The 25,068-nt window shown below is 72.3% G+C and carries 26 protein-coding genes; 8 read left to right on the top strand and 18 right to left on the bottom strand.

What is annotated here, in order from left to right; all coding sequences use genetic code 11:
• The first annotated feature begins 126 nt into the window (after window positions 1–126).
• Window positions 127–1,263, top strand: a complete 1,137-nt coding sequence (locus ACFWE1_RS07125; RefSeq protein ID WP_376932768.1) for a C45 family autoproteolytic acyltransferase/hydolase — start codon at window positions 127–129, stop codon at window positions 1,261–1,263.
• Here the strand turns inward: ACFWE1_RS07125 and ACFWE1_RS07130 are convergent.
• The 6 genes from ACFWE1_RS07130 to ACFWE1_RS07155 form a co-directional block, all read right to left on the bottom strand.
• The gene (locus ACFWE1_RS07130; RefSeq protein WP_376932769.1) at window positions 1,260–2,252 is read right to left on the bottom strand and encodes an FCD domain-containing protein; all 993 of its coding nucleotides are present in this window, start codon (window positions 2,250–2,252) and stop codon (window positions 1,260–1,262) included. The genes ACFWE1_RS07125 and ACFWE1_RS07130 overlap by 4 nt on opposite strands.
• Window positions 2,249–3,931, bottom strand: coding sequence for a dipeptide ABC transporter ATP-binding protein (locus ACFWE1_RS07135; RefSeq protein WP_376932770.1), 1,683 nt, complete (start codon window positions 3,929–3,931; stop codon window positions 2,249–2,251). Before ACFWE1_RS07135 ends, ACFWE1_RS07130 begins: the two co-directional genes overlap by 4 nt.
• Complete coding sequence (locus ACFWE1_RS07140; protein WP_376932771.1) at window positions 3,928–4,911, bottom strand: ABC transporter permease; 984 nt, start codon at window positions 4,909–4,911, stop codon at window positions 3,928–3,930. Before ACFWE1_RS07140 ends, ACFWE1_RS07135 begins: the two co-directional genes overlap by 4 nt.
• Window positions 4,912–4,919: 8 nt before the next feature.
• Window positions 4,920–5,870, bottom strand: coding sequence for an ABC transporter permease (locus tag ACFWE1_RS07145; protein WP_376932772.1), 951 nt, complete (start codon window positions 5,868–5,870; stop codon window positions 4,920–4,922).
• Between the two features lie 57 nt (window positions 5,871–5,927).
• Window positions 5,928–7,493, bottom strand: a complete 1,566-nt coding sequence (locus ACFWE1_RS07150) for an ABC transporter substrate-binding protein (protein WP_376932773.1) — start codon at window positions 7,491–7,493, stop codon at window positions 5,928–5,930.
• A 426-nt stretch (window positions 7,494–7,919) separates the two neighbouring features.
• The gene (locus tag ACFWE1_RS07155) at window positions 7,920–8,654 is read right to left on the bottom strand and encodes a flavodoxin family protein (RefSeq protein ID WP_376932774.1); all 735 of its coding nucleotides are present in this window, start codon (window positions 8,652–8,654) and stop codon (window positions 7,920–7,922) included.
• A 190-nt stretch (window positions 8,655–8,844) separates the two neighbouring features.
• On the opposite strand from ACFWE1_RS07155, the gene ACFWE1_RS07160 reads away from it, so the two are divergent.
• Window positions 8,845–9,537 carry a DUF1345 domain-containing protein gene (locus tag ACFWE1_RS07160; protein WP_376932775.1) on the top strand — a complete coding sequence of 231 codons (693 nt, stop codon included), beginning with the start codon at window positions 8,845–8,847 and terminating at the stop codon, window positions 9,535–9,537.
• A gap of 13 nt (window positions 9,538–9,550) precedes the next feature.
• On the opposite strand, the gene ACFWE1_RS07165 is transcribed toward ACFWE1_RS07160, so the two are convergent.
• Window positions 9,551–10,084, bottom strand: coding sequence for an adenine phosphoribosyltransferase (locus ACFWE1_RS07165; protein ID WP_376932776.1), 534 nt, complete (start codon window positions 10,082–10,084; stop codon window positions 9,551–9,553).
• Between the two features lie 123 nt (window positions 10,085–10,207).
• On the opposite strand from ACFWE1_RS07165, the gene ACFWE1_RS07170 reads away from it, so the two are divergent.
• A complete protein-coding gene (locus tag ACFWE1_RS07170) occupies window positions 10,208–10,678 on the top strand; it encodes a DUF3817 domain-containing protein (protein ID WP_376932777.1) in 471 nt (156 codons plus the stop codon).
• A gap of 43 nt (window positions 10,679–10,721) precedes the next feature.
• Here the strand turns inward: ACFWE1_RS07170 and ACFWE1_RS07175 are convergent, their stop codons facing one another.
• Complete coding sequence (locus ACFWE1_RS07175; RefSeq protein WP_376932778.1) at window positions 10,722–11,924, bottom strand: MFS transporter; 1,203 nt, start codon at window positions 11,922–11,924, stop codon at window positions 10,722–10,724.
• A 158-nt stretch (window positions 11,925–12,082) separates the two neighbouring features.
• Between ACFWE1_RS07175 and ACFWE1_RS07180 the strand changes: the two genes are divergently transcribed.
• The 4 genes from ACFWE1_RS07180 to ACFWE1_RS07195 all read left to right on the top strand — a co-directional run bounded on the left by ACFWE1_RS07180 (window position 12,083) and on the right by ACFWE1_RS07195 (window position 16,346).
• Window positions 12,083–12,901, top strand: coding sequence for a shikimate 5-dehydrogenase (locus ACFWE1_RS07180; RefSeq protein ID WP_376932779.1), 819 nt, complete (start codon window positions 12,083–12,085; stop codon window positions 12,899–12,901).
• A gap of 326 nt (window positions 12,902–13,227) precedes the next feature.
• Window positions 13,228–15,546, top strand: coding sequence for a phosphoribosylformylglycinamidine synthase subunit PurL (gene purL / locus ACFWE1_RS07185; RefSeq protein ID WP_376932780.1), 2,319 nt, complete (start codon window positions 13,228–13,230; stop codon window positions 15,544–15,546).
• 48 nt (window positions 15,547–15,594) lie between these two features.
• Window positions 15,595–16,083 carry an NUDIX domain-containing protein gene (locus ACFWE1_RS07190; protein ID WP_376932781.1) on the top strand — a complete coding sequence of 163 codons (489 nt, stop codon included), beginning with the start codon at window positions 15,595–15,597 and terminating at the stop codon, window positions 16,081–16,083.
• A 2-nt stretch (window positions 16,084–16,085) separates the two neighbouring features.
• Window positions 16,086–16,346 (top strand): hypothetical protein, encoded by a 261-nt coding sequence (locus ACFWE1_RS07195; protein ID WP_376932782.1) that lies wholly within the window; start codon window positions 16,086–16,088, stop codon window positions 16,344–16,346.
• Between the two features lie 98 nt (window positions 16,347–16,444).
• Here ACFWE1_RS07195 and erm read toward each other — a convergent pair whose 3' ends face one another.
• Window positions 16,445–17,314, bottom strand: coding sequence for a 23S ribosomal RNA methyltransferase Erm (gene erm / locus ACFWE1_RS07200; protein ID WP_376932783.1), 870 nt, complete (start codon window positions 17,312–17,314; stop codon window positions 16,445–16,447).
• 429 nt (window positions 17,315–17,743) lie between these two features.
• Between erm and ACFWE1_RS07205 the strand changes: the two genes are divergently transcribed.
• Window positions 17,744–18,310, top strand: coding sequence for an OsmC family protein (locus ACFWE1_RS07205; protein ID WP_376932784.1), 567 nt, complete (start codon window positions 17,744–17,746; stop codon window positions 18,308–18,310).
• Window positions 18,311–18,350: 40 nt separating this feature from the next.
• Here ACFWE1_RS07205 and ACFWE1_RS07210 read toward each other — a convergent pair whose 3' ends face one another.
• From ACFWE1_RS07210 to ACFWE1_RS07250, 9 genes are all read right to left on the bottom strand, one after another.
• The gene (locus ACFWE1_RS07210) at window positions 18,351–18,923 is read right to left on the bottom strand and encodes a hypothetical protein (protein ID WP_376932785.1); all 573 of its coding nucleotides are present in this window, start codon (window positions 18,921–18,923) and stop codon (window positions 18,351–18,353) included.
• Between the two features lie 20 nt (window positions 18,924–18,943).
• Window positions 18,944–19,132: a hypothetical protein gene (locus ACFWE1_RS07215; RefSeq protein WP_376932786.1), complete on the bottom strand. Its 189-nt coding sequence runs from the start codon at window positions 19,130–19,132 to the stop codon at window positions 18,944–18,946.
• Entirely contained in the window at window positions 19,132–20,115 is a 984-nt protein-coding gene (locus tag ACFWE1_RS07220; protein ID WP_376932787.1) for an SDR family NAD(P)-dependent oxidoreductase, read from the bottom strand. The genes ACFWE1_RS07215 and ACFWE1_RS07220 overlap by 1 nt, the downstream gene beginning before the upstream one ends.
• A 10-nt stretch (window positions 20,116–20,125) precedes the next feature.
• The gene (locus tag ACFWE1_RS07225) at window positions 20,126–20,449 is read right to left on the bottom strand and encodes a chorismate mutase (RefSeq protein ID WP_251203119.1); all 324 of its coding nucleotides are present in this window, start codon (window positions 20,447–20,449) and stop codon (window positions 20,126–20,128) included.
• Window positions 20,450–20,530: 81 nt separating this feature from the next.
• Entirely contained in the window at window positions 20,531–21,856 is a 1,326-nt protein-coding gene (locus tag ACFWE1_RS07230) for an FtsX-like permease family protein (RefSeq protein WP_376932788.1), read from the bottom strand.
• Window positions 21,853–22,644: an ABC transporter ATP-binding protein gene (locus ACFWE1_RS07235; protein WP_376932789.1), complete on the bottom strand. Its 792-nt coding sequence runs from the start codon at window positions 22,642–22,644 to the stop codon at window positions 21,853–21,855. Before ACFWE1_RS07235 ends, ACFWE1_RS07230 begins: the two co-directional genes overlap by 4 nt.
• Before the next feature lie 171 nt (window positions 22,645–22,815).
• A complete protein-coding gene (locus tag ACFWE1_RS07240) occupies window positions 22,816–23,589 on the bottom strand; it encodes a hypothetical protein (protein WP_376932790.1) in 774 nt (257 codons plus the stop codon).
• Window positions 23,586–24,491, bottom strand: a complete 906-nt coding sequence (locus ACFWE1_RS07245) for an ABC transporter ATP-binding protein (RefSeq protein WP_376932791.1) — start codon at window positions 24,489–24,491, stop codon at window positions 23,586–23,588. The genes ACFWE1_RS07240 and ACFWE1_RS07245 overlap by 4 nt, the downstream gene beginning before the upstream one ends.
• Window positions 24,488–24,847 (bottom strand): GntR family transcriptional regulator, encoded by a 360-nt coding sequence (locus ACFWE1_RS07250; RefSeq protein ID WP_376932792.1) that lies wholly within the window; start codon window positions 24,845–24,847, stop codon window positions 24,488–24,490. Before ACFWE1_RS07250 ends, ACFWE1_RS07245 begins: the two co-directional genes overlap by 4 nt.
• Window positions 24,848–25,068: the final 221 nt, after the last annotated feature.

Consider the following 25,068-nt stretch of genomic DNA (forward strand, 5'->3'; position numbering starts at 1 on the left):
ATGAAGAGGCTCACCGCCTCGGCGCTCGTCGTGGACGGCACCGCGCTCCGTGCCATCTGCGTCCGCGCACTACTCCGCACGCATATGTATACTACACGTAGCAGACACTCAAGGAGGAGCGCACCGATGACGGAGCAGGAGTTCTCGATCCCCACGATCGACATCAGCGGAGGACCCCGCGAGCGGGGCAGGCAGTACGGCGAGCTCGCATCGGCTCAGATCGAGGCCTCGATCGAGTTCTACCGGCGCGCATTCCAGTCGTCGTCGGGGGTCGCGTGGGAGCAGATCGTGGCGTCCGCAGAGTCCTGGGTGGCTCCGGCCGAGGCCTACGCCGCCGACCTGGTCGAGGAGCTCCGTGGCATCGCGGAGGGCGCCGGCCGGGAGTTCCTGGAGCTCATGGCGATCAACGCGCGCGGTGAGATCATCTACGACCGCTCCTTCTCGGAACTCGTCGCCGGCGAGTGCACGACGTACGCCGTGCTTCCGGAGGCCGCCGGCGACGGGCACATGTACGCCGGCCAGAACTGGGACTACCTGTGCGGGGCCGTCGACTCCCTCATCATGCTACGCATCCGCAGCGACGACGACACCCCGGACATCATCATGCAGATCGAGGCCGGCCAGGTCGGTCGCCACGGCGCGAACTCGGCGGGCATCGCGATGCAGGTGAACGGGCTCGGCGGCCGCTACGGCTTCCAGGGCTTCGGCGTCCCGCAGCCGTTCGTGCGCCGCAAGGTGCTGCAGAGCCGAACCCTGCACGACGCGATGGAGCGGGTGTTTCAGGCGCCCCAGCAGATCGGCGCCAACTACCTGCTCGCGACCCGGGAGGGGTTCGCCATCTCCCTCGAGACGACCCCGGCGGAGCGCACCGCCTGGATCTACCCGAGCGACGGCCTGCTCGTGCACGGCAACCACCACGAGGCCTACGTGCCGACGGGTCAGGCGGGGCCCTACACCCCGATGGCGGTCGACTCGCTCTACCGGGTGCCGCTCGTGACGCAGGGGCTGCGCGCCGCCCGCGGCGCTGCGGACACGGAGGGCACCCGCGCGGCGATCGGCCGCGCGCTCCAGAACGTCGACTTCGCCCCGAACTCGGTGTGCGCCCTCCCCGACGCCAGCCTCCCCGCGGACAAGCAGTGGCAGACCGTCGCGGCGGCCATGGTGGACCTCACCACCGGCGACTACCTGCTCGCCGACGGCCTGCCGAACGAGCGCAGCTTCAAGCGCCTGCCCTGGAACCTCTACGGGGGAGCCGCAGCCTAGGCCGGATACCGGGCCTGACGGATGCGCCGAGCGGCCTCGAGGTGAGCGGTGACGATCGCCTCGGCCCGCTCGGCGTCCCGCTGCTCGATCGCATCGATGATCGCATCGTGCTCGTCGAGCGACTGCGGCCAGCGTCCCGGCTCGTCGAGCGTGGTCCCCGACCATTGGTCGAGTTGATCGTTCAGCTGGCGCACCAGCACGCCGAGCGTGCGGTCACGGGCGGCGTCCCAGCTCGCCTCATGGAAGCGCCGGTTCGCCGCCGCCGCCTCCTGCGACCCGGCGCGTTCGAGCGGCAGCTCGCGCATGACCCGGTTGAGCGTGCGCATCGTCTCGATGTCGGCGGTCGTGCGCCGCTCGCACGCCCGGCGGACGAGCGCGGAGTTGAGCAGGATGTGCGCGTCGTAGAGCTCGTTCATCTCGGCTCGGGTCTGCACCGGTGCTCGGACGCCGCGGTGATCCCGGACGATGAGGCCCTTCTGCTCGAGGATGCGCAGCGCCTCGCGAACGGGGGTCCGGCTCACGCCGAAGCGCGCCGCGAGCTCGACCTCGGTCACGTAGCGGTCGGTGGAGATGCCGCCGGTGAGGATGAGCTCGCGGAGCTCGGCGTACACGTCGGGCGTCGCGACCCGTCGGCGGGGCTCGCTCGTCCGCCCCGCAGCTCCATCGTTCTCGCGCATCGCCGCGGAGATCGTGCCCTGGTCGAGCGAGGCCCGCAGCGCGGACTTGAAGTCCTTCAGCCCCGGGTACCCGAGCCGCTGCACCGTGCGGATGACGCTCGCGTCGCTCGTGCCCGTGGCGTGGCCGATCTCGCTCGCCGAGGCGAAGAGCACCTCGCCCGGCCTGGCCGCGATGTGGTCCAGGATGCGTCGTTCCGCCGAACCCGCACGGGCGGGGGACGCCGCGAGCCGCTGTCCGAGCGTCGGATCCTCGGCGGATGCTGACACGGATTCCTCCCACTTCGAGATTGATTCACCGTAGCGGATCGTCACCCGGCTTCCTCGGCGATCCGGTCGCCGCTCGCCGCGAGCGCGGCCCGTCGCGCGCGCTGCTCGACGGGATCCGGCACCGGGACGGCCGAGATCAGCTGCCGGGTGTAGGGGTGCCGGGGACGCGCGAGGAGCTCCGGCGCGGCCGCGAGCTCGACCAGCTCCCCTCGGCGCAGCACCCCCACGCGGTCGGCGACCTGCTCGACGACCGCGAGGTCGTGCGTGATGAACAGCGCAGCGAAGCCGAGCGACTCGTGCAGGCGGTGGAACAGCTCCAGCACCCGCGCCTGCACGGAGACGTCGAGCGCGGAGGTCGGCTCGTCGGCGATGAGGAAGTCGGGGTCCAGCGCGAGCGCCCTCGCGATCCCGACTCGCTGACGCTGTCCGCCCGAGAGCTCGGTCGGCGAGCGTCGGGCGAACGCCGCGGGCAGCTCGACCGCGTCGAGCAGCTCGCGAACACGCGCCGCGATCGCCGGCCGAGCGCTGATGGTCCGGTGGATCCGGATCGGTTCGGCGATGCAGTCGGCCACCGTCATGAAGGGGTTGAACGACGAGGCCGGGTCCTGGAAGACGAAGCCGATCCTGCGGCGCAGCTCACGCAGCTCCCGAGCGGGGGCGCTGGCCAGATCCGTGCCGAAGACGCGCAGCCGGCCCCCGGAGACCGGCACGAGCCCCGCGATCGCCTTGCCGATCGTGCTCTTGCCGGAGCCCGACTCGCCGACGAGCCCGAGGATCTCGCCCCGCTCGATCGCGAAGTCGACGCCGCCGATCGCGGTGAACCCCGGCTTGCGGAACCCGCCCGGATAGCGGATCTCCAGCCCCGCCGCCTCGAGCACCGGGGGCTCGTTGGGTTCGGCGAGGCGGGCGTCGGCCCCCTCGGCATCCGGGCGTCCGCCGCTCGTCAGTCGAGGGACCGCAGCGAGCAGTCGCCTCGTGTAGTCGGCCTCGGGGCTCGCGAAGAGCTGCTCGACCGGCGCGGTCTCGACGATCCGCCCCCGGTACATGACCGCGACGCGGTCGGCGAGGTCGGCGACGACGCCCATATTGTGCGTGATCAGGACGATGGAGACGCCGAGTTCGTCACGGCAGCGGCGCAGCAGGTCGAGGATCTCGGCCTGCACGGTCACGTCGAGCGCCGTGGTCGGCTCGTCGGCGATGATCACGGCCGGACGGAGGGCGAGCGCCATGGCGATGACGATGCGCTGCTTCTGGCCTCCCGAGAACTGATGCGGGTAGTCCCCGTAGCGGCGTTCCGGTTCCGGGATGCCGACCGCCTCGAGCATCTCGAGGGCACGGCGACGCCGCTCCGAGGCATCCGCGACGCCGTGCGCCCGCAGCCCCTCCTCGAGCTGCCAGCCGATGGTGAAGACCGGGTTGAGCGCCGTCGACGGCTCCTGGAAGACCATCGCGGCATCCTGCCCCCGGGCCTGCCGGAGCTGCACGGGCGACGCGGTGAGCATGTCCTGCCCGCCGAGCAGCACGGCGCCCGACGCCGTGGCGGCGCGCGGGAGCAGGCCGAGCAGCGCGCGGGCGGTGAGCGTCTTGCCCGATCCGGACTCGCCGACGATGGCGAGGATCTCGCGCTCGCGGAGCTCGAGCGAGACCCCGTCGACCGCGACGACGTCGCCGCCGTCCGTCTCGATCCGGATCCTCAGGTCCTCGATGGTCGCCGGTCCGTTCATCGCGATGCATCCTTCCGGTGCGAGAGGGTGGGGCGCCGTCCGCCGAGCAGGCGCGAGAGCACGCCGCGCCGTCCGTCGCGCGAGGCGCGGGGATCGACGAGGTCCCGGAGTCCGTCGCCGAGCAGGTTCAGGGCGAGCACGGTCACGATGAGCGTCGCGCTCGCGGCGATCGTCATCAGCGGCGACTGCAGGATGACGCTCTTGCCGTCGTAGAGGATGTTGCCCCAGCTGGGCTCCGGCGTGGGGACGCCGGCGCCGAGGAAGCTCAGCGCCGCCTCGGTGATGATCGAGTCGGCGAAGATGAACGTCGTCTGCACGGCGAGCACCGAGAGCACGTTGGGCAGCACGTGCCGGGCGATCAGGTGCGGCGTGCGCGCACCCTGCGCCCGGCTGGCTTCGACGAAGGTCTCCGTCATCACACCCAGCGCGCGCGAGCGCACGAGACGGGCGACGGTCGGGGTGAAGACGATGGTGAGGGCGAGGATCAGGTTGGGCACCGTCGGCCCGAGCGCCGCGGCGAGCGCGACCGCCAGGAGCACCGCGGGGATGGCCATGAGTCCGTCGCAGACCCGCATGAGGATGTGGTCCAGCACCTTGAACGCGCTCGCGAGGAGCCCGATCATCGTGCCGATCACCGCGCTCAGGAGAGCCACGCTCGTCCCCACGATCAACGAGGTCCGCGCCCCGACGACGATTCGGGAGTAGAGGTCGCGGCCCACCCCGTCGGTGCCGAGGAGATGCTCCGCGCTCGGCCCTTCGAGCCTCCGCATCGGATCGACGGCGTAGGGCTGCAGCTCGAGGAACGCGGGCACGACCACGGCCCAGACGAGGATCAGCATGAAGAGCGCACCCCCGGCGAGGAGGGCCCCGTTCCGTCGCACGCGGTGCCAGAGCCGCTCCTCGGGCGGAAGCGCGGCGATCGCCTCGGTGTTCGGTGCGGCCACGGCGTCGGTGGTCGGCCAGCGGTGTGGGTTCGACACGGGGTCCCCTATCGGCTCGTGGCCAGTCGGATGCGGGGATCGACCAGTCCGTAGAGGAGGTCGACCACGAGGTTGACGCCCAGGTACATGAGCGTCGCGAAGAGCACGACTCCCTGGATGACCGGGTAGTCGCGTCGCTCGATCGAGTTCACGAGCAGGGAGCCGATGCCCGGGATGTTGAAGATCGTCTCGGTGACGACCGCGCCGGTGACGAGGCCGCCGAAGGTCAGCCCCACGACCGTGAGGATGGGAAGCCCGGCGTTGCGCAGGGTGTGCCGGAAGAGCAGGCGCCCCTCGCCGACTCCGCGCGAGCGGGCGGCGTCGATGTAGTCGGCGGAGAGCACGTCGAGCACGGCGGCGCGCGTCGTCCTCGTGACGAACGCGGCGAGCACGGCGCCCAGCGAGATCGCGGGCAGGATCAGATAGCGCAGGCCCTCGGGCTGCTCGAAGGGGTTCTGGTAGCCGGCGACCGGGAACAGCCGGAGCCCGACGCTGAGCGTCAGGACGAGCAGGAGCCCGAGGATGAAGCTCGGCACGGCCATGCCGATGAGCGTGACCGAGGTCGTGACCCCGTCGAGCACGGAGTCGCGGTACCGTGCCGCGAGCGTGCCGAGCGGGATGGAGATCACGAGGGTCACGGTCAGCGCGAGCACCGAGAGCTGGATGGTGGGGACCGCGTGCGAGGCGATCGCGGTCGAGACCGGTTCCCGGAGGAACACGGAGTCGCCGAGGTCGCCGCGGAGCGCGTCGCCGAGCCAGCGCAGGTACTGGATGATCAGCGGATCCTCGAGCCCCATCTGGCGGCTGAGCGCGGCGACGGCTTCGGCGCTCGCCTCGGGCCCGAGGATGGCTCGGGCGGGATTGCCCGGCGTGAGATGCACGATCGAGAAGATGACGATCGAGACCACGAGCAGGACGGGGATGAGACTCAGGACTCGTTTGAGGACGTAGGTGAGCACGGCGCTCCTCGGTTCGACGGTCGGGGTGGCGGGGCCTGGCCGGCCCCGCCACCTGGGTCACTCGCTGACGCTCGTCGACCACCAGACGATGCCGTCGTCGGTGGTCGTCACCTCGACGCGGTCCGTCGTGGCGAAGATGGTGTCGGCGTCGCCGAGCTTGGAGACGGGCAGGTAGTCGTAGAACCATCCCTGGAACTCGTCGTAGTGGCTCTGCGCCTCCTCCAAGGTCGCGGAGGCCCGGTACTCGGCGAGGATGGCGTCCAGCTCGGGGCTGTTCGTGGAGCCGGCGAAGTCCTTGCGGGTGAACACGAGCGAGCCGGGGTCGGCCTTCGCCGTGTTCGGGATGATCGCGAGGTCCCACGCGCTCGGGTCGTCGCGGACCTCCGTGAAGGTCGGCCAGTCGTAGGTCTCGAGGCTGACGTCCATGCCGATCGCCTTCAGCTGTTCGATCACGACGATCGCGGAGTTGTAGGCCTCGACGTAGTCGCGCGTGGTGATCATGCGCAGCGGGCCGCCCGTGTAGCCGGCCTCGGCGAGCAGTTCCTTCGCCTTCGCGGGGTCGGCGAGGTTGAAGCGATCGGCGCCGGCGTCCGAGTCCCACTGCCCCCGCTGCTCCTCGAGCATGACAGAGGGGGTGATGGTGAAGAACTGCGGATCGGCGACCGCCGCGGTCATGATCGGCTCGCGGTCGAGCGCCGTGTCGACGGCGCGACGCGCCTCGACGTCCGCGAAGAGGCCCTGCGCCTTGTTGTAGTAGAGGTTCAGCAGCGTGACGGGGTACGACCCGGCGCGCAGCGAGTCATCGTCGAGCACCTGCGTCGCACTGTCGTACGGCACCTCCGAGACGACGTCGTACTCCCCGGTCTGCAGTCCCAGGATGCGGGTGGATGCGTCGGGGACGAACTTGATGTCGATGCCCGCCACCTCGGCGGTGCGGTCCCCGGCACGACCGCTCCGGGCGCCCTCAGCCGGCTGGTAGTCGTCGAAGCGGTCGAGGGTCAGGCGCTGGTCCGAGACCCAGTCGACGAAGACGAAGGGCCCCGTGCCGATGATGTCCGTGACCGGCTCGTCGCTCGCGGCCTCGATCACCTCCGAGGGCATCACCGCGGCGAACTGCTCACGGCTCCCGGACAGCGCGAGGGGCACGCCGAAGCTCGGCGTCTCGAGGTCGAGGCGCACGGTGAGCTCGTCGACGGCGGTCCAGCTCGCGCCGGTGAAGTAGCTCTGGCCGGGGCCGGAGAGCCGGCTCCAGCGCTCCATCGAGGCGACGACGTCGGCCGAGTCCAGCGAGGTTCCGTCGTGAAACTTCACCCCGTCCCGAAGGTGGAAGGTGTAGCTCGCCCCGTCGTCGCTCACCTCGAAGCGCTCCGCGAGCATCGGCTGGATCTCGAGGTTCTCGTCGGTCGTGAGCAGCGTCTCGAAGACGTTGACCGCGACGGAGGACGTCGCCGTCGCGGTGGAGACCATCGGATCGAGGTTCGGCGGCTGCGCCGGTTCGGCGACCACGAGGCGCGCCTCGAGGTCGGGGGCCGCCTCGTCGGACGCGCCCGATGCGCACGCGGTGAGGGTCAGCCCGACGGCGACGGCGCCGACGAGCAGGGGGGAACCGAGTCTTCTTCGCATGAGATCTCCTGGTGCGGTCGGGCGCCGCGGCAGTGATCCACTCGAAGAGATTCCCCAGCCACCGGCGCCTGCGGATGTCGCGAATGTAGCACGCCATGCTGATGCATGCAAGCTACTACATCCTTGCGATAACCGCGCTTCCGCTCCGCACCGGGCGATGCCGAAGCGCCAGCCTCGGTCGAGCGGCCCGCGATCGTAGCGCGCGCTACGCGTCAGCCGGCGATCGGCCGCAGGAGTGCTCGCCCCGTGGTGCGCGCGGCACGCGCGTGCGGGAGCGGTCGGTTCTCCCGACGGGGTCGTTTTCCGACCGAAGCGACACGCTCAAGCCGTGCCCGTGTCGCAATTCGACCCCCTCGAGGGTGGGGGTGAGGGATGAGGCGTGAGGAGGCAGGGGCGGGGCAGGGGCAGGGGCGGGGGGCGCGCCGCTCAGCGGTACTCGGGGTTCGCCCCGTACGGGTTCGGCTCGAAGCCGGAGTGCTGCCCCTCCTCCCACTCGGCGATCGAGTTGCCGCCGAGCGGGAAGCCCCCCGCGTCCTTCAGCAGGCGCGCGAGGTGCAGCAGGTTGGACGTGAGAAACGTCGTGTTCCGGTTGGTGAAGTCGTTCTCGAGGCCGCCGGATCCCGGGTCGAGGTAGCTCGGCCCCGGCCCCGCCTCACCGACCCAGCCCGCGTCGGCGCCGGGCGGGATGGCGAAGCCGATGTGCTGCAGGCTGAACAGCACGTCCATGGCGCAGTGCTTGATGCCGTCCTCGTTGCCGGTGATGATCGCCCCGCCGACCTTGCCGTAGTACACGTACTGGCCGCGATCGTTGCGCTCGCCGCTCATCGCGTACAGCCGCTCGATCAGCCGCTTCGTCACCGAGGAGTTGTCGCCGAGCCAGATGGGTCCGCCGATCACGAGGATGTCGGCCGCCTCGACGAGCGGCCACACCTCGTCCGGCCAGACGTCCGTGGCCCAGCCGTGCTCCCGCATGTCCGGGTAGACGCCCGTCGCGATATCCAGGTCGACGAAGCGCAGGAGATCGACGTGCACGCCGTGCTCGCGCATGAGCGCGATGCTCGCGTCCATGAGCCCCTGCGTGTTGCTGCGCTCGGGGCTGCGCTTCAGCGTGCAGTTCACGTACAGCGCGCGGAGGTCGGAGAAATCGGGAAGCTCGCTCATGCGGGCGAGGCTACGTGCGCGGGCACCGGGCGGCGAGGGGGTTGACGACGTCGACGGTGCCGCGGGCGAGGGGCCGCCCCGAGGCATCCGTCGCTCCCGATGCTGGCGCTCGCGCCCGCGCTGCGGCAGGCTACGAGCAGACGGCGGGATGCCGCGGCGGCCCGCCGCTCGCCCGGGGAAGGAGCCCATCGTGTCGACGAGCGCAGCCACGCATCGCGCCGACGTGTGGGCGATGGTCGCGGAGTCGCTCGGGCTCGCGATCCAGCTCCCGCTCGTCTGGCTCGGCGTCGCCTTCATCGTCGGCGACGACATCGAGGACCTCGTCGGCTGGTGCCTCGTCGGCACCTTCTACCTCGTGGTCACCATCCTTGCGCTGAACCTCGCGGTCCGGATGCCGGGCATGACGGGACGGGACGGCACACGTCGCTTCCTCGCCCACCCCGCCATGCGCATCGCCGCGAGCCTGCTCACGTTCTCGTCGAGCACGGTCGGCATCGTGGCCGCGATCCAGCTCATCGTGCTGCGGAACGACCCCGAGTGGAGCGGATTCATCGAGCTCTTCGCGGTCTGGGCGATGCTCGTGGCCTGGGGGCTGTTCCACTGGGGCTGGGCGCGGATCTACTACTCGCGCTACCACCGGACGGCCGGCATCCGCCCCCTCGAGTTCCCGAAGACCCCCGAACCGGAGCTCATCGACTTCGTCTACTTCGCCTTCACGAACGCGACGAACTTCTCAGTGTCCGACGTGCAGGTCACGACGACCCGCATGCGCTGGACCGTGATCTGGCACACCTCGCTCAGCTTCTTCTTCAACGCACTGATCCTGGTGCTCGCGATCAACACGATCACGGGCATCCAGATCGACCCCGATCTGCTGAAGTAGCGCGCGGCCGCGCTCAGTAGCTGAGCAGGCTGTATGCCTCGAGTCCGGCCGGCAGGGCGTCGCGGCCGCGCAGCTCGGCGAGCTCGATCGCGACCGAGACGCCAGCCACGTGCCATCCGGCCCGCTCGACGAGGCGCGCGGCAGCCGCGACCGTGCCACCCGTCGCGAGCACGTCGTCGACGATCAGCACGCGCGTGCCCGGCGCCAGCTCGCCCTCGTGCACCTCGAGGGCGGCCGTGCCGTACTCGAGCGAGTACTCCTCGCGGAGCACCGCACGCGGCAGCTTGCCCGCCTTGCGGATCGGCAGCACGCCGACGCCCGCCGCCACCGAGGCGGCCGCCGCGAGCAGGAAGCCCCGGGCCTCGACCCCGGCGAGCACGTCGAAGCGCCCGGCGAACGGCGCCGTCAGCGCCTCGGCGAGCGCGTGGAACGCCTCCCCGTCGGCGAAGACCGGCGTGAGGTCGCGGAACAGCACGCCCGGCTCCGGGAAGTCGGGGATGAGCGCGAGACGCGACTCGACGAGGGCACGGGTTTCGGACTCGTTCACCGTGACAGGCTAGCCCGCCGCGGGCGTGCGCCAGAACGGCGCCGCTTTCCAACCTTCGACGGATGCCTCGGCGCGCCCGATCGGCGACGATGGAAGCATCCCGATCGCTGGAGTCCCCCGCCTATGACCACGCTCAGCCCCAAGCGGCTCTTCCGCGGCCTCGCCCTCGCCGAGGCCGTCACCTGGACGATCCTCATCGTCGCCATGATCCTGAAGTACGCCGCCGGCGTGGACTGGGCCGTGCTCGTCGGCGGCTCGATCCACGGCTTCGTCTTCCTCGCCTACGCCGCGAGCTCGATCCTCGTGGGCGTCAACCAGCGCTGGAGCGTCGGCCGCATCGCGTTCGCCGTGCTCACCGCGATCGTGCCGTACGCGACGATCCCGTTCGAGCTGCACCTCGTGCGCAGCGGACGCCTCGAGGGCGAGTGGCGGCGCGAGGCCACCGATCATCCGGCCGACGGCGCGTGGTGGAACCGGGTGCTGCGCTGGTTCCTCGCCCGCCCCGTGCTGCTCGTCTCGGTCGCGGTCGTCGCGATCGCCGCGATCTTCGGCGGCCTGCTCGTGCTCGGCCCGCCCGGGGGCTGGCAGAGCTGAGCGGCGCGGCCCCCGCGCGCCCGTGTGAGCGGCGCGGCCGCCGCTACCGGCGCAGTCGGTTGACGAGCGCCGTCCAGACGAGGGCGGCCGTCGAGCAGACGAGCAGCGCCACGAACACCCACGGCAGCCCTGCGAGCCCGATCGCGCCGTAGAGCACCGAGCCGAGCAGCGCGCCGCCGCCGATGCCGAGGTTGAACGCGGTCGTGTAGAACGACGCCGCCGCGTCGCGGATGCGCGCGGACGCCGAGTGCAGCAGCCGGGTGTTCAGCATCGGCGGCAGGGCCCCGAACGCCGTGCCCCAGAGCAGGAACGACGCGATCCCGACGACCGGCGACTGCGCGAAGGCGGCGAGACCCGCGACGCCGACGCCCGTCGCGACGAGCGCGACGACGAGGCCGACGGTCGGCCGCCGGCCGAGCACCGTGCCGGCGAGCAGGAGGCCGACCGCCCCGGCGATGCCGTAGGCGAGCAGCATCGGGCTGATGGCGCTCGCGGGCAGGCCCATCACCTCGGTGATGAACGGCGCCACGAAGGTGTAGAAGGTGTAGGCGCCGACCATCGTCACCATCGTGATGAGGCAGACCACGAGCACCGGCACGAAGGTGGGGTCGCGGCGCAGGCTGAGCGGCTCGGCGTCGGCGCGAGCGGCGTGGTGCGCGACCGGCGGCAGGAAGCGCAGCACGAGCAGCGCGCCGACGAGCGCGGCGCCGCCCACGACGGCGAAGGCGAGCCGCCAGCCGAACGCCTGGCCGAGCGCGGTGCTGAGCGGCACGCCCAGCACGAAGGCCAGCGAGCCGCCGGCGACGCTGATGGAGACGGCCCGGGCGAGCTGCTCCTTCGGCACGAGGTGACCGGCGTAGGCGCCGACGACCGACCAGAACACGGCGTGCGCCGCACCGCCGAGCACGCGGGTCGCGACGACGGTCGGGTAGTTCGGTGCGAGCGCGGTGAGCACGCAGCTCAGGGCCAGGATGCCGAGGGTGATCACGATGAGCGTGCGGCGCGGCACGCGGCGGGTGAGCGCCGAGAGCGGCACGGCGGCGATCACGACGGTGCCGGCGAACACGGTGACGAGCACGCCGATCGCGGGCTCGCCGACGCCGAGCTCGCGGCTCATGTCGGGCAGGAGCCCGGTCGGGATCATCTCGATCGTGATGGACAGGAAGACGGCGGTGGCCAGGGTGAGGAGCCCGAGCCAGGGGAACGGCGGCGCCGGGGTGGCGCGCGCCGACGAAGACGTGGTCATTGCGGATACCCAAGAGGGAGCGTGTCGCTCGTCGGCACCGGGGCGGGGCTCCGCGCGTGCGCCGCGACGAGGACTGCGCGCCGATGTGCGCGCCCAGGGCCGCCGGGAACCGACGACCGCGTCCAGTGTACCGGCGCGCGCGGGTGCACACTGGGAACATGCCCATCCTCAACAAGGACATGACCCTGTGCATCTCGCTCTCGGCGCGGCCGTCGAACCTGGGCACGCGATTCCACAACTTCCTCTACGACGAGCTCGGGCTGAACTTCGTGTACAAGGCGTTCTCGACCGAGGACATCGAGGGCGCCGTCCGGGGCATCCGCGCCCTCGGCATCCGCGGGGCGAGCGTCTCGATGCCGTTCAAGGAGGCGGTCATCCCCCTGGTCGACGAGCTCGAGCCCTCGGCCCGCGCGATCGAGTCGGTGAACACGATCGTGAACGACGCGGGCCGGCTCGTCGCCGCCAACACCGACTACGAGGCGATCGCCGAGCTGATCCGCGCGAACGGGCTCGACCCGGAGGCGCGGGTGCTGGTGCGCGGCTCCGGCGGCATGGCGAAGGCCGTGGTCGCCGCGTTCCGCGACGCGGGCTTCGCCCGGCTGACGGTGCTCGCCAGGAACGCCGAGCTCGGTCCGGCGCTCGCCGAGCGGTACGGCTACGACTGGCTCGCCGAGGACCCGGCGCCGGGCGCCGCGGACGTCCTCGTGAACGTCACCCCGCTCGGGATGGCCGGGCCGGATGCCGAGACGCTCGCCTTCTCCCCGGAGCACCTCGCCGCGGCGACGGTGGTCTTCGACGTCGTCGCGTTCCCGGCCGAGACGCCCCTCATCCGCGCCGGCCGCGACGCCGGCAAGCTCGTGATCTCGGGGGCGGAGGTGCACGCCCTGCAGGCCGCGCGCCAGTTCGAGCGCTACACCGGCGTCGCGCTCACGCCCGAGCAGGTCGCGCGCGCCGCCGCCTTCGCCCGCGAGGCTTGACCCCCCTCCCCTGCATCCCCGTCCCCCTCCCAGCTCCCCTCCGTCCCCGTCCCCCTCGCCGTGAAGTCAGTATTTGCGGGTCCGCTGACGGCGAGACCCGCAAATAGTGACCGCACGACCTCCGGCAGGGAGGGAGGGGGCAGGTGGCGCAGGCGGGTAGGCGGGCGGCAGGGAGGGAGGGGGCAGGTGGCGCAGGCGGGTAGGCGGGCGGCGGGGGGGGGTAGGTGGGCGGCGCGGGCGGGCGGGCGGGGCCGCGCGCCGCCGGTAGACTGATCCGGTCAGGCTTCCGTCCGCGGCATCCGTCGCTCAGCCCTGGAGACTCCCCTGTGACTCAGCCGGCCACCACCCCTGCTCCCGTGCTCGACACCGTCGACGTCGCGGCATCCACGCCCGAGAAGGAGCAGCCCTACGCGGCCCTCGGCCTGAAGCCCGACGAGTACGAGCGCATCCGCAACATCCTCGGCCGCCGTCCGACGAGCGCCGAGCTCGCGATGTACTCCGTGATGTGGAGCGAGCACTGCTCCTACAAGTCCTCGAAGATCTACCTGCGCCAGTTCGGCAAGAAGGTCACGCCCGAGATGAAGCAGCACCTCATGGTGGGCATGGGCGAGAACGCGGGCGTGCTCGACATCGGCGAGGGCTGGGCCGTCACCTTCAAGATCGAGTCGCACAACCACCCCTCGTACATCGAGCCGTTCCAGGGCGCCGCGACGGGCGTCGGCGGCATCGTGCGCGACATCATCTCCATGGGCGCCCGCCCCGTCGCGGTCATGGACGCGCTGCGCTTCGGCGCCATCGACCACCCCGACACGGCCCGCGTCGTGCACGGCGTCGTCTCGGGCATCAGCTTCTACGGCAACTGCCTCGGCCTGCCGAACATCGGCGGCGAGACCTGGTTCGACCCGACCTACCAGGCCAACCCGCTCGTCAACGCGCTCGCGGTCGGCGTGCTGCGTCACGAGGACCTGCACCTCGCCAACGCGAAGGGCGCGGGCAACAAGGTCGTGCTGTTCGGCGCCCGCACGGGCGGCGACGGCATCGGCGGCGCCTCCATCCTCGCCTCCGACACCTTCGCCGAAGGGGGCCCGACCAAGCGCCCCGCGGTGCAGGTCGGCGACCCCTTCGCCGAGAAGGTGCTCATCGAGTGCTGCCTCGAGCTCTTCGCCGCCGACCTCGTCGAGGGCATCCAGGACCTCGGCGCCGCCGGCATCTCCTGCGCGACGAGCGAACTCGCCTCGAATGGCGACGGCGGCATGTCGATCGTGCTCGACGAGGTGCTGCTGCGCGACCCCACGCTCACGCCCGAGGAGATCCTTATGAGCGAGAGCCAGGAGCGCATGATGGCCATCGTGCGCCCCGAGAAGCTCGCCGGCTTCCTCGAGGTCGTGCAGAAGTGGGATGTCGAGACGAGCGTGCTCGGCGAGGTCACCGACACCGGCCGACTCTCGATCACGTGGCGCGGCGAGGAGATCGTCAACGTCGACCCGCGCACCGTCGCCGTCGACGGCCCGGTCTACGAGCGCCCGGTCGCCTACCCCACGTGGATCGACGCGCTGCAGGCCGACACGGCCGCCAAGCTCGACCGTCCGGCCACGCCCGACGAGATCCGCGAGCAGTTCCTGCAGCTCGTCGGCTCGGCGAACCAGGCGGATGCCGCGTGGGTCACGAGCCAGTACGACTCCTACGTGCTCGGCAACACCGCGCTCGGTGCGCCCGACGACGCCGGCATGATCCGCGTCGACGAGGAGTCGGGCCTCGGCGTCTCGGTCGCGACCGACGCGAACGGCCGCTACTCGCAGCTCGACCCGAAGCAGGGCGCGAAGCTCGCCCTCGCCGAGGCGTACCGCAACGTCGCCGTCACCGGTGCCACGCCGATGGGCGTCAGCGACTGCCTGAACTTCGGATCCCCCGAGAACCCCGAGGTCATGTGGCAGTTCTCGCAGACCGTCGAGGGCCTCTCCGACGGCTGCCTCGAGCTCGGCATCCCCGTCACCGGCGGCAACGTCTCGTTCTACAACCAGACCGGTGACGTGCCCATCCACCCGACCCCGGTCATCGCGGTGCTCGGCGTGATCGACGACGTCGCCCGCCGCGTGCCGAGCGGCTGGCAGGACGACGGCCACAACATCTACCTGCTCGGCGACACGGCGCTCGAGCTCGACGGCTCGGCATGGGCCGGCACGGTGCACGACCACCTCGGCGGTCGCCCGCCGGCGGTCGACCTCGGGCGCGAGAAGACCCTCGGCGAGCTGCTGAGCGCCGCGGCGCTCGAGGGACTCATCGACTCGGCGCACGACCTCAGCGACGGCGGCCTCGCGGTCGCCCTCGCCGAGGGCGTGTCGCGCTTCGGCGTCGGCGCCCGGGTGTTCCTCGGCGAGGTCGTCGAAGACGCGGGCATCGACCTCGCGACCGCCCTGTTCAGCGAGTCGACCGGTCGGGTCATCGTCACGGTGCCGCGAGAGGACGACGTGAAGTTCCGCGGGCTCTGCGAGGGACGCGGCTACCCGGTGCGCCGCATCGGCGTGACCGACGCCGCCTCGAACGCGCTCGAGGTGCAGGACGCCTTCACCGTCTCCGTCGACGAGCTCCGCGGCGTGAACCGCGCCCCGCTCGCCGAGGCGTTCGGCCCGGTCGTCGGGTACTGAACGCCCGCACGCCGGCTCCTGAGGGCCGGCCCGTGTGAGACTGGTGGTGTGACCGAGGAGTACTCCGACGCCTACGCCGCCACGCACGGCCGCTTCACCGTCGTGCCCGCCGCGTACGTGCTTCTGCGCCGCGGCGACGAGGTGCTGCTGCAGCTGCGGCGGGGCACCGGCTACTACGACGAGCACTGGGCGTTCGGCGCGGCGGGGCACATCGAGGCCGGCGAGTCGCTGCCGGCCGGCGCGGCCCGCGAGGCCCGCGAGGAGCTCGGGGTCGAGCTGGTGCCCGGCGCACTCGAGTTCGTCACGCTGATGCACCGCACCGACGGCTCGGGGCGGCCGATCGAGCAGCGCTTCGACGTCTTCTTCCAGGCCCGCGAGTGGACGGGTACGCCCCGGCTGATGGAGCAGGGCAAGGCCGCGGGGCTCGACTGGTTCCCGCTCGACGGGCTGCCGACCCCGGTCGTGCCGCACGAGCTGCGGGTGCTCGAAGCCCTGCGCGCCGCTCCGGTTCCCGGCATCACGACGTTCGGCTTCTGATCGTGGATCCGTCGCTCATCGGCACGGTCGCGGGGATCGGCTTCGGCGCGGTCATCGCCGTCGGGGTGGTCGTGCGCTGGATCCGGGCCCCGCGCGGTGCCCGCTCCCGGCTGCGGCACGCCTTCGGGCCGATCGCCGGTGCGGGCGAGAGCTACCAGGAGCTGCACACCGGCCAGCGCGGCCTGCAGGCCTCCATCATCGAGGCGGTGCAGGAGCAGGAGCAGGGCGGCGGCGCCGAACGCGACGCCGGCGCCCCGCGCTGACCGCCCCATCCCGACTTGCCTGACTTTCATGAAAGTCGGGCAAGTCGAGACGGGAGCGGGAGCGGGAGCGGGGGCCGAGAGCGGGGGGCGGGGCCCGCTCAGCCGCGACCGCGGGAGGCGTCCCACAGGGCGGCCCAGTCGTCCGGCGCGAGGCGGCCCGGCGGCGTCGAAGCCGGGATGCCCCGGCGGCGCAGCCACGCGTTCGCCGCGCTCGGCGTCATCCCGGTTCCCCCCGTCGCCGCCGTCGCCGACGCGAGCCGCTGGGCGAACCCGGCCCCGCGCCCCTGGAACGCCTCCCCCACGAAGCGCTGGTACCCCCGCCGCTCGCGCAGCTCGACGAGCGGTCGCTCGCGCCGCTCGATCGTGAACAGCCCGCCGTCCACCGAGGGGACCGGACGGAACGCCGACGCCGGCACCCGCCGCCGCAGCCGGAAGCGGTACCACGGCGCCCACTGCACGGTCAGCATGCTCGCCCCGCCGACGCCGCAGCGCCGGCGCGCCACTTCCCACTGGGTGAGCAGCACCGCCCGCTCCCAGCCGGGCGAGTCGAGCAGGTGCCGCAGCGCGGCGGTCGTCACGTGGAAGGGCAGGTTGGCCACGACGAGATGCGGATGCCTCGGCAGCGCCCAGCGCAGCAGGTCGGCGTGCACGACCTCGACGTGCGGTCCGAGCTCGCGTCGCAGGCGTGCGACCCGGGAACGGTCGAGCTCGACGGCGGTGAGCGGTCGGCCGAGCTCCGCGAGCGGGCGGGTGAGCGCCCCACCGCCCGGGCCGAGCTCGACGATGGGGTGGCGGCTCGTCCGGGCGAGCTCGACGATCTCGGCGACGATGCGGCGGTCGACGAGGAAGTTCTGTCCGAGCTCATGGCGCCCGCCATCCGGCTGGCTGGGCCTGTGCGGCTGCGCGCGGCCGCCGTGCGACTGGGCGCGCCCGTGCGCGCGGGACGAGGGTGAATCGAATGAAGGCATGGATGCTCCGCTGACGAATGAACGCCGGGGACGCCGAAGCGCGCCGCGGCCGAGGACTCGGCTGGCGGCGGAGCGGGAGAGGGATCCGGTCGCTCCGCCTCAGGCGGTGCGGGGCCGAATGATCATCTGCGAGCACATGCAGGACATGGTCCGTCACCCTAGCAAGTGCCGACGGCGGCCGCGAACCGGCCCACTTCACCCACTCCCCGGGTTGCCCAACTTTCATGAAAGTCGGGCAACCCGTTGAGCATCCCGACTTGCCCAACTTCCATGAAAGTCGGGCAAGTCGAGACGGGAGCGGGAGCCGGGAGCGGGAGCGGGAGCGCTGGAGGCCGACGCGAATCAGCTGTGCGACGCCGTGTGACGCACCGCGACGGCGGATGACGGCGGGGCTCGCCGCGGCATCCGTCCCACCCGTACGCTCCCGCCATGACGCTCATCGACGACCCCACCGCCGCCCCCGCATCGTCGGCCGACCCGGCCGCGGAGGCGGCCGACCGCGCCGCCCGCCTCACCGATGCCGGCGCCGCCTGGCACGAGCGCATCGCCGCCGCGCCCGCGAACGCCGAGCTCACCTACCGCGTCTCCGGTCGCGGCACGGGCTCCGTCGCCACCCGCATCATCGCCGGGAAGCACCGCTTCACCGTCGACGAGCCGGCCGCCCTCGCCGGCGACGACGCCGCCGCGAGCCCGGTCGAGTACGCGCTCGGTGCCCTGATCTCGTGCCAGGTCGTCGTGTACCGGCTGTACGCGCAGGCGCTCGGCATCGTGCTCGACGACGTCGAGATCAACGCGGAGGGGGACCTCGACGTGCGCAAGCTCTTCGGCATCGACGAGTCCGGCCGCGCCGGGTTCTCGGCGGTGCGCCTCGACGTGCGCCTGAGCGGTCCCGAGTCGAAGGAGCGCTACGCCGAGCTGCAGGCCGCGGTCGACGCCCACTGCCCGGTGCTCGACCTGTTCCAGAACCCGGTGCCGGTGCAGGTCACGCTCGGCTGAGTCGCGCGACACGTCCCGGGGCTCGGCGGCTCGGCCGGGGTCACGCCCCGGGCGCGGGCTGCGCGAGCAGCTCGGCGCGCTCGGCGAGGTAGCCGGCGAGCGGCGTCCAGGCGCCGGGATCGCTCGGGTTCCAGCGCACCATCACCCGGTCGTCGCGGAGCGCCACCGGTCCGCCGGGCGGCAGCGCCCCGACGCCCCCGTCGAGCGGGATCGGCACGGCGTCGAAGTCCACCGTCTCGCCGGCGGGGATGCCGCCCTTCACGGCCGCGGCCCGGTAGGCGCGCTGCTCGGCGACCGCGTTCGCGGTGACGGAGCGCCGGGCCGGAGCCTCGGCGCGCACGACCCGGCCGACCGCGTACAGCCGCCCGTCGTCGTCGAGCAGCAGGGAGCCGAGTCGCCAGACCTCGCCGAGCCGCCGCATCCTGGCCGCCCGCGGCAGTCCGAGCCGCCGGCGCGGCGGCTCGTAGGCGGCGAGCACCTCCCGGCGCGCTCCGGCCTCCGCGAGACGCGCGGTGGCGGCGGCGACGGCGGCGCGCGCCTCGGTGAACGCCGCATCGCCGAACGCCGCCTCGCCCGCGCCGCGCGCGGATGCCTCGCCGGGCCCGTCGGTCATGGAGTGCAGCGTACCCGCCCTCAGCGCCGGATCCGTGCGGGGCCGAGGGCCGCCGCGAGGCCGAGCAGCACGATCGCGACGACCACGACGCCCCAGCGCCCGGTGAACACGCCGAGCACCGCGAGCACCGTGCCGACGACCGCGACGCCCGTCGCGGCGCGCCGCCGCACGGCGGGCCGCGCCCACCAGCCCGCGAGGAGCCCGCGCATCAGCCGACGAGGGTGAACGGGGTGGCTGTCGCCAGCTCGGCGAACGCCCACGTCTTCGCGCCGATGACCGGATCGCTCGACACCCGGGTCGGCTGCTGCCTGGCGGGCGCGCCCTTCACGAGCCCCCGCGGGCCCCAGAATTCGCCGCCCGCGACGTCGGCCGCCGTGAGCGCGTGCAGCACGGGCTCGGCGCCGCGATGCTTGCCCTGCGCCCAGAGCGCCTGCAGCGCGTCGGCGAAGCGGTCGCCGCGGCTCGGCTCGTTGACGCCCGGCACGGTGGGCGTGCGGCCCGAGATGGCATAGCCGGGGTGCGCGACGATGCTCGCCACCGGCACGCCGGCCCGGCGCAGCCGCCGGTCGAGCTCGAAGCCGATCGACTGCCCGGCGATCTTCGACTGCGCGTAGGCGCGCCAGAAGTCGTAGCCCCGCTCGAGCTGCAGCTGGCCCACCCGGAACGTCGAGAGCTTCGTCGACAGCGAGCCGAGGGTGATCACCCGCGCGCCGTCCGCGAAGCGGCGCGAGCCAGGCACGAGCTCGTCGCCCGCGCCCGCCGCGCCGAACAGCCCGGCCAGCAGCGCGAAGTGCCCGAGCACGTTCGTGGCGAGCACGAGCTCGTTGCCGTCGGGGCTCTCGAGCCGCCGGCCGGGCGTGTGCACCATGCCGGCGTTCAGCACGGCACCGTCGAGCTGCGGCTCCCCGCGGAGCGCGGCGACGCCGGCGCGCACGGAGTCGAGCGAGGCCGTGTCGATGACGAGCGTCGAGACCCGGCCGCCGAGCTCGCCGCGGTCGGCTCCGGCATCCACCCGCTCGCGGATGACCGCGGCGGCCGTCTCGAGCCGTTCCGGGCTGCGCCCCGAGAGCACGACGTGGGCACCCGCGCCCACGAGCCGGGCGCTGGTGAAGAAGCCGAGCCCGGCGTTCGCGCCGGTCACGAGGTAGCGGCGGCCCGTGAGATCGGGCAGCGGCACGGGGTACCAGCTCATCGGGCGCGGCTCACAGCTCGCCGGAGGCGCCGTTGCCGGCGAGCTCCTCGTGGTGCTGGATGACCTCGGCGACGACGAAGTTGAACCACTTCTCGGCGAACGCGGGGTCGAGGTGGGCGTCTTCGGCGAGCGCGCGCAGGCGCTGGATCTGCCGCTTCTCACGGTCGGGATCGCTCGGCGGCAGGCCGTGCGTCGCCTTCAGCCGGCCCACCTGCTGGGTGAACTTGAAGCGCTCGGCCAGCAGGTGGATGAGGGCGGCGTCGATGTTGTCGATGCTCGCTCGGATGCCGAGCAGCTCGGACATCGCGGCGTCCCGGTCGTCGATCGCGGTCATGCTTCGACCCTACTTCGCGCAGCCCCGGTTCTCGTGCCCGACGTCGGCCCGCGATCCCGGGTGCGGGCCGACGTCGGGGGCTTATCCGGACTCCGCCGCGCGCCGCAGCATCGGCCGCGTCGCGACGAGCCCGAGGGCGACCACGCCGATGCCGGCGGCGAGCACGCCCGCGATCACGAGCAGCGCGAGCGGCTGCACGATGAGCGTGATGCCCGTGAGCGGCAGCATGACGACCGCGGCGATCACGGCGGAGCCGATCGCGGTGATCCGCAGCGGCGACATCACGGCGCGGCGGCGCGCGGCGTCCATCGTCTGCTCGGGCATGCCGAGCATGTGCAGCGAGCGGGAGAGCTCGCGGCGGTCGAGGATCCCGGCGGCCTGGTTCACGCCGACGGAGCAGGCGACCATGAGGAACGAGCCGATGACGGTGATGAGGATGCCGGTGCGGATGTCGGTGATGAGCTCGAGCCCGTCCCGGTCCATCTCGCCCGAGCCGCCCATCGCGTCCATGAGCGCGATGCCGACGCCCGCGAACACGGCCATGAAGCTCGTCATCGCGACGCCCGACACCTGCCGCCAGGCGGCCTTCGGCGACTCGAGCACGCTGCGGGCGGCGAGCAGTTTCGCGGGCTTCGCCGCGCGCTTCGCCTGCCCCTGGGCGACGAGCCGGATGACCCACGGTCCGATGAGGTTCAGCACGGCCAGGGTGCCGCCGAACGCGGCGCCGAGGAACAGGAAGAGCACGGATGCCTCGCCGGCCAGCTGCAGCACGTTCATCAGCCCGAAGGCGAGCAGGATCACCGCGGCGCCGATCGCGACGCGCAGCCAGGAGAGCTTCGGGGCGTCCTGGCGCGTCCGCACGCCGAGCGGCGAGATGATCACTTGGCGCAGGCCCAGCACGGCGCTCACGACGGCGAGCAGCACGATGCCGAGCGGCACGGCGAGGAGCACGGCGGGCGGCAGCAGCACGCCGCCGATGCCGAGCGGCTCGCCCCGGAACGGCACGAGCGCGATGCCGGGCATGATCGCGAAGTAGCCGACGATCCCGATCAGCGAGCCGACGAGGGCGAGCATCGCCGACTCGATCACGGCGAGCGCGGAGACGGTGGCGGGGGTGGCGCCGAGCAGCCGCAGGGTCGCGAGGCGGTCGTCGCGGCGTCTGGCGGAGAGCCGCGCGGCCGCGCCGCCGAGCGAGGCGAGCGGCACGACGAGCAGCACGAGCGCGATCACGGCGAGCAGCTGGTAGGCGGTGGCGGCGTCGTCCGTCCAGCGCCAGAACGACTGGGCGCCGCCGATGACGGTGAGCAGCAGCGCGGTGACGATCGCGAACGCCGTGATCGGCAGCACGAGGGTCGCCGCACCCGAGGATCCGGGGCGGGCGAGCAGCCAGGCGACGCGGCCGATCACGCCCGGCCTCCTGGCGCGGGCAGGGGCACCGCCGTGGCGCCAGGCGCAGGCGGTGCAGGCGGCGCGGCAGGTGCCGACTCGGCCGCCGCACCGTTCGGCTGCGGCATCCGCTCACCGACGATCAGGCCGTCGCGGACGTCGACGATGCGCGAGCAGCGCGCCGCGACCTCCGGGTCGTGCGTGACGAGCACCAGGGTGCGCCCCTGTCCGACGGTGGAGTGCAGCAGCGCCCCCATCACGTCGGCGGAGGTCGCCGAGTCGAGGGCGCCCGTCGGCTCGTCGGCGAAGACGACGCTCGCGCCGGTGACCTGGGCCCGCGCAATCGCGACGCGCTGCGCCTGTCCCCCGGAGAGCTGGCCGATGCGCCGGTCCTCGAGGCCGGCGAGGCCGAGGGCGGCGAGCCAGCCGCGGGCGTGCTCCTCGGCACGAGCCCGCGGCATCCCGTTCAGCATGAGCGCGAGCGCGACGTTCTCGATCGCCGTGAGCTCGGGGATCAGCAGGCCCTGCTGGAAGACGAAGCCGAACGCCTCGCGGCGCAGCCGGGAGCGGTCGCGCTCGCCGAGCGCGTCGACCTGCACGCGGCCGGTGCCGCCGAGGAAGGAGACGGTGCCGGCGTCCGGCAGGGTGATGCCCGCGAGGCAGTGCAGGAGCGTCGTCTTGCCGGAGCCCGAGGCGCCCATGATCGCGAGCGACTCCCCGGTGCGCACGGCGAGCGACACCCCGGCGAGGGCGCGCGTGGGGCCGAAGGACTTCTCGAGGCCGGATGCCTCGATGACGAAGGAACTCATGCTTCGAGCCTGCCGGGCGGGCGGTGGCGGGCGCGTCGGGCGCGGGCATGATCCGGGGCGCGAGGCGTCATCCGACCGGATGACCCGCGCCGCCGCCGCTGGGATGACCCGGAAACGCGAGTTGCCCGACTTCCATGAAAGTCGGGCAACTCGGGTGGTGCACTGCCGCGATCAGCGCGGGGTGGCCCGGCGGATCACGAGGAAGCCGGTGACGGCCGCCACCGCGGCGGCGGCGAGCCCCAGCAGGATCAGGCCGGTCGGGGTCAGCCCGCCGAGCCAGCTCCACACGGCCGGCCACGAGCCCGTGAAGGTCAGCGAGGCGACGAGGATCAGCACGAGTGCGACGGTGCCGAACAGCAGCACCATCATGCCGCGCACCCGCCAGCGCATGTAGATCGTCGTCGCGCTCGCGCCGACGAAGAGCACGAGCAGCTGCAGCACGAACGTCGAGAGGAAGTCGAAGCCCCAGCCGAGCTGCCCGTACCAGAGCGCGTCGAACATGCCCGCGCCGATCCACCAGCCGTTCGTGAGCTGCTCGAGCTGCACGAGGGTCGCGATCGCGACGGCCATCTCGGCCGAGACGAGCACGAACATCACGCTCATGCCGAGCCAGAAGTCGCGCCTGGTCGAGCCGAAGCCGAGCGCGAACGAGAAGGTGTACGCGACGGCCTGCACGCCCACGACGACGAGGTACCACTGCGGCGAGAGCACCGCCCAGCTGTAGCGGAAGCCCTCGCGGGCCTCCTCCATCGGCGCCCCGGCACCGGTCATGATGAGCGCGAGCACCATCGTGACGGCCCAGGCGCCGCCGAGGATCATCCAGGGCACCCCGAAGAAGATCGTGGGGTTCACGGCGAGCAGGCGCACGATGCGCCAGATCTCTCCGACGCGGAGCCGGGATGCCCCGAGCTCGCGTTCGGCGGTGGCGGTGGCGACGGCGGTCATGCGGCGACCTCCTTCTCGGTCGAACCGGCGAGGTCTGCGCCGGTGAGGTGGACGATGAGCTGCTGGAGCGAGACCGGCGCGAGCTCGAGCCCGAGCTCGGCGGCCCGGATGCGCTCCTCGCGGTCGAGGCGCCCGTCGATCGTGACCGAGGCGAGCCCGCCGAGGCCTTCGCGGCCGATGACGGGCCGGCCCTGCACGAACTCCTCGACGGCGGAGCGGGCGCCGGCGATCGTGGTCGCCTGCCCGCGCACCTCTTCGGCGTCGCGGTCGAGCAGGATGCGGCCCTGGTCGATCAGGATGACGTGCTCGAGGAGGTTCGCGACCTCGTCGATCAGGTGCGTCGAGAGCACGATGGTGCGGGGGTGCTCGGCGTAGTCCTCGAGGAGCCGGTCGTAGAAGATGTGCCGCGCCACCGCGTCGAGCCCGAGGTAGGGCTCGTCGAAGAAGGTGAGCGGGGCCCGGCTCGCGAGGCCGACGATGACGCCGACGGCGGAGAGCTGGCCGCGGGAGAGCTTCTTGATGCGCCGCTTCACCGGGAGGCGGAAGTCAGCGATCAGCCGCTCGGCGAACTCGGCGTCCCAGTTCTCGAAGAACCACGGGGCCGCGGTGAAGACGTGCTTCGGCGTGAAGTCCTCGGGGTAGCGCTGCGACTCGGCGATGAAGCAGAGCCGGCGCAGCACGTCGGCGTGTTCGGCGGGCCGGCGGCCGAACACTTCGAGCTCGCCCTCGTTCGGGAAGAGCTGGCCCGTGAGCAGCTGCATGAGCGTCGTCTTGCCGGCGCCGTTGCGGCCGAGGAGGCCGTAGATGCGGTGCTCCTCGAGCGCGAAGTCGACGTGGTCGACGGCCGCGAAGGAGCCGTAGCGCTTGGTGAGACCGCTGGCGCGGACCACGGTGCTGGTCATGATGCGATCCTTTCCGCGCGGATGAGTGCCGCGAGGTCGTCGATGGTGATGCCGAGCTTCTCGGCCTCGATGATGAGCGGCCGGAGGTACTCCGCCGCGAAGTCGGCCCGCCGGCGCTCGACGAGCCGGTCGCGGGCGCCCTCGGTCACGAACATGCCGATGCCCCTTCGTTTGACCACGATCCCGTCGTCGACGAGCCGGGTCACCCCTTTCAGTGCGGTCGCCGGATTGATCCGGTAGAACGCGGCGAACTCGTTCGTCGAGGGGATCTGCGCCCCTTCGGCGATGACCCCGTCGATGATGTCGTTCTCGATCTGCTCCGCGATCTGGAGGAAGATCGGGCGGGATTCGTCCATTCCGGCCTTCCTGTGCGTCGTCCCCGGGAACGAACCTTGGTTGGTTCATTACTTGTGTAACTAACCAACCACGTGGGCGCGCCCGTGTCAAGCGCCGAGCCGGAATCGGCCGCGCCATCCGTCCCACCGACGCCCCAGCGCCACTTCGGCATCGTTGCGCCAGCAGAGGTGGTACAACAATGCCAAAGCGGCATAAAAGACTCGGAAGAAGGGGGGGACTC

Source organism: Agromyces sp. NPDC060279 (assembly GCF_042726785.1).
Classification (GTDB): Bacteria; Actinomycetota; Actinomycetes; order Actinomycetales; family Microbacteriaceae; genus Agromyces.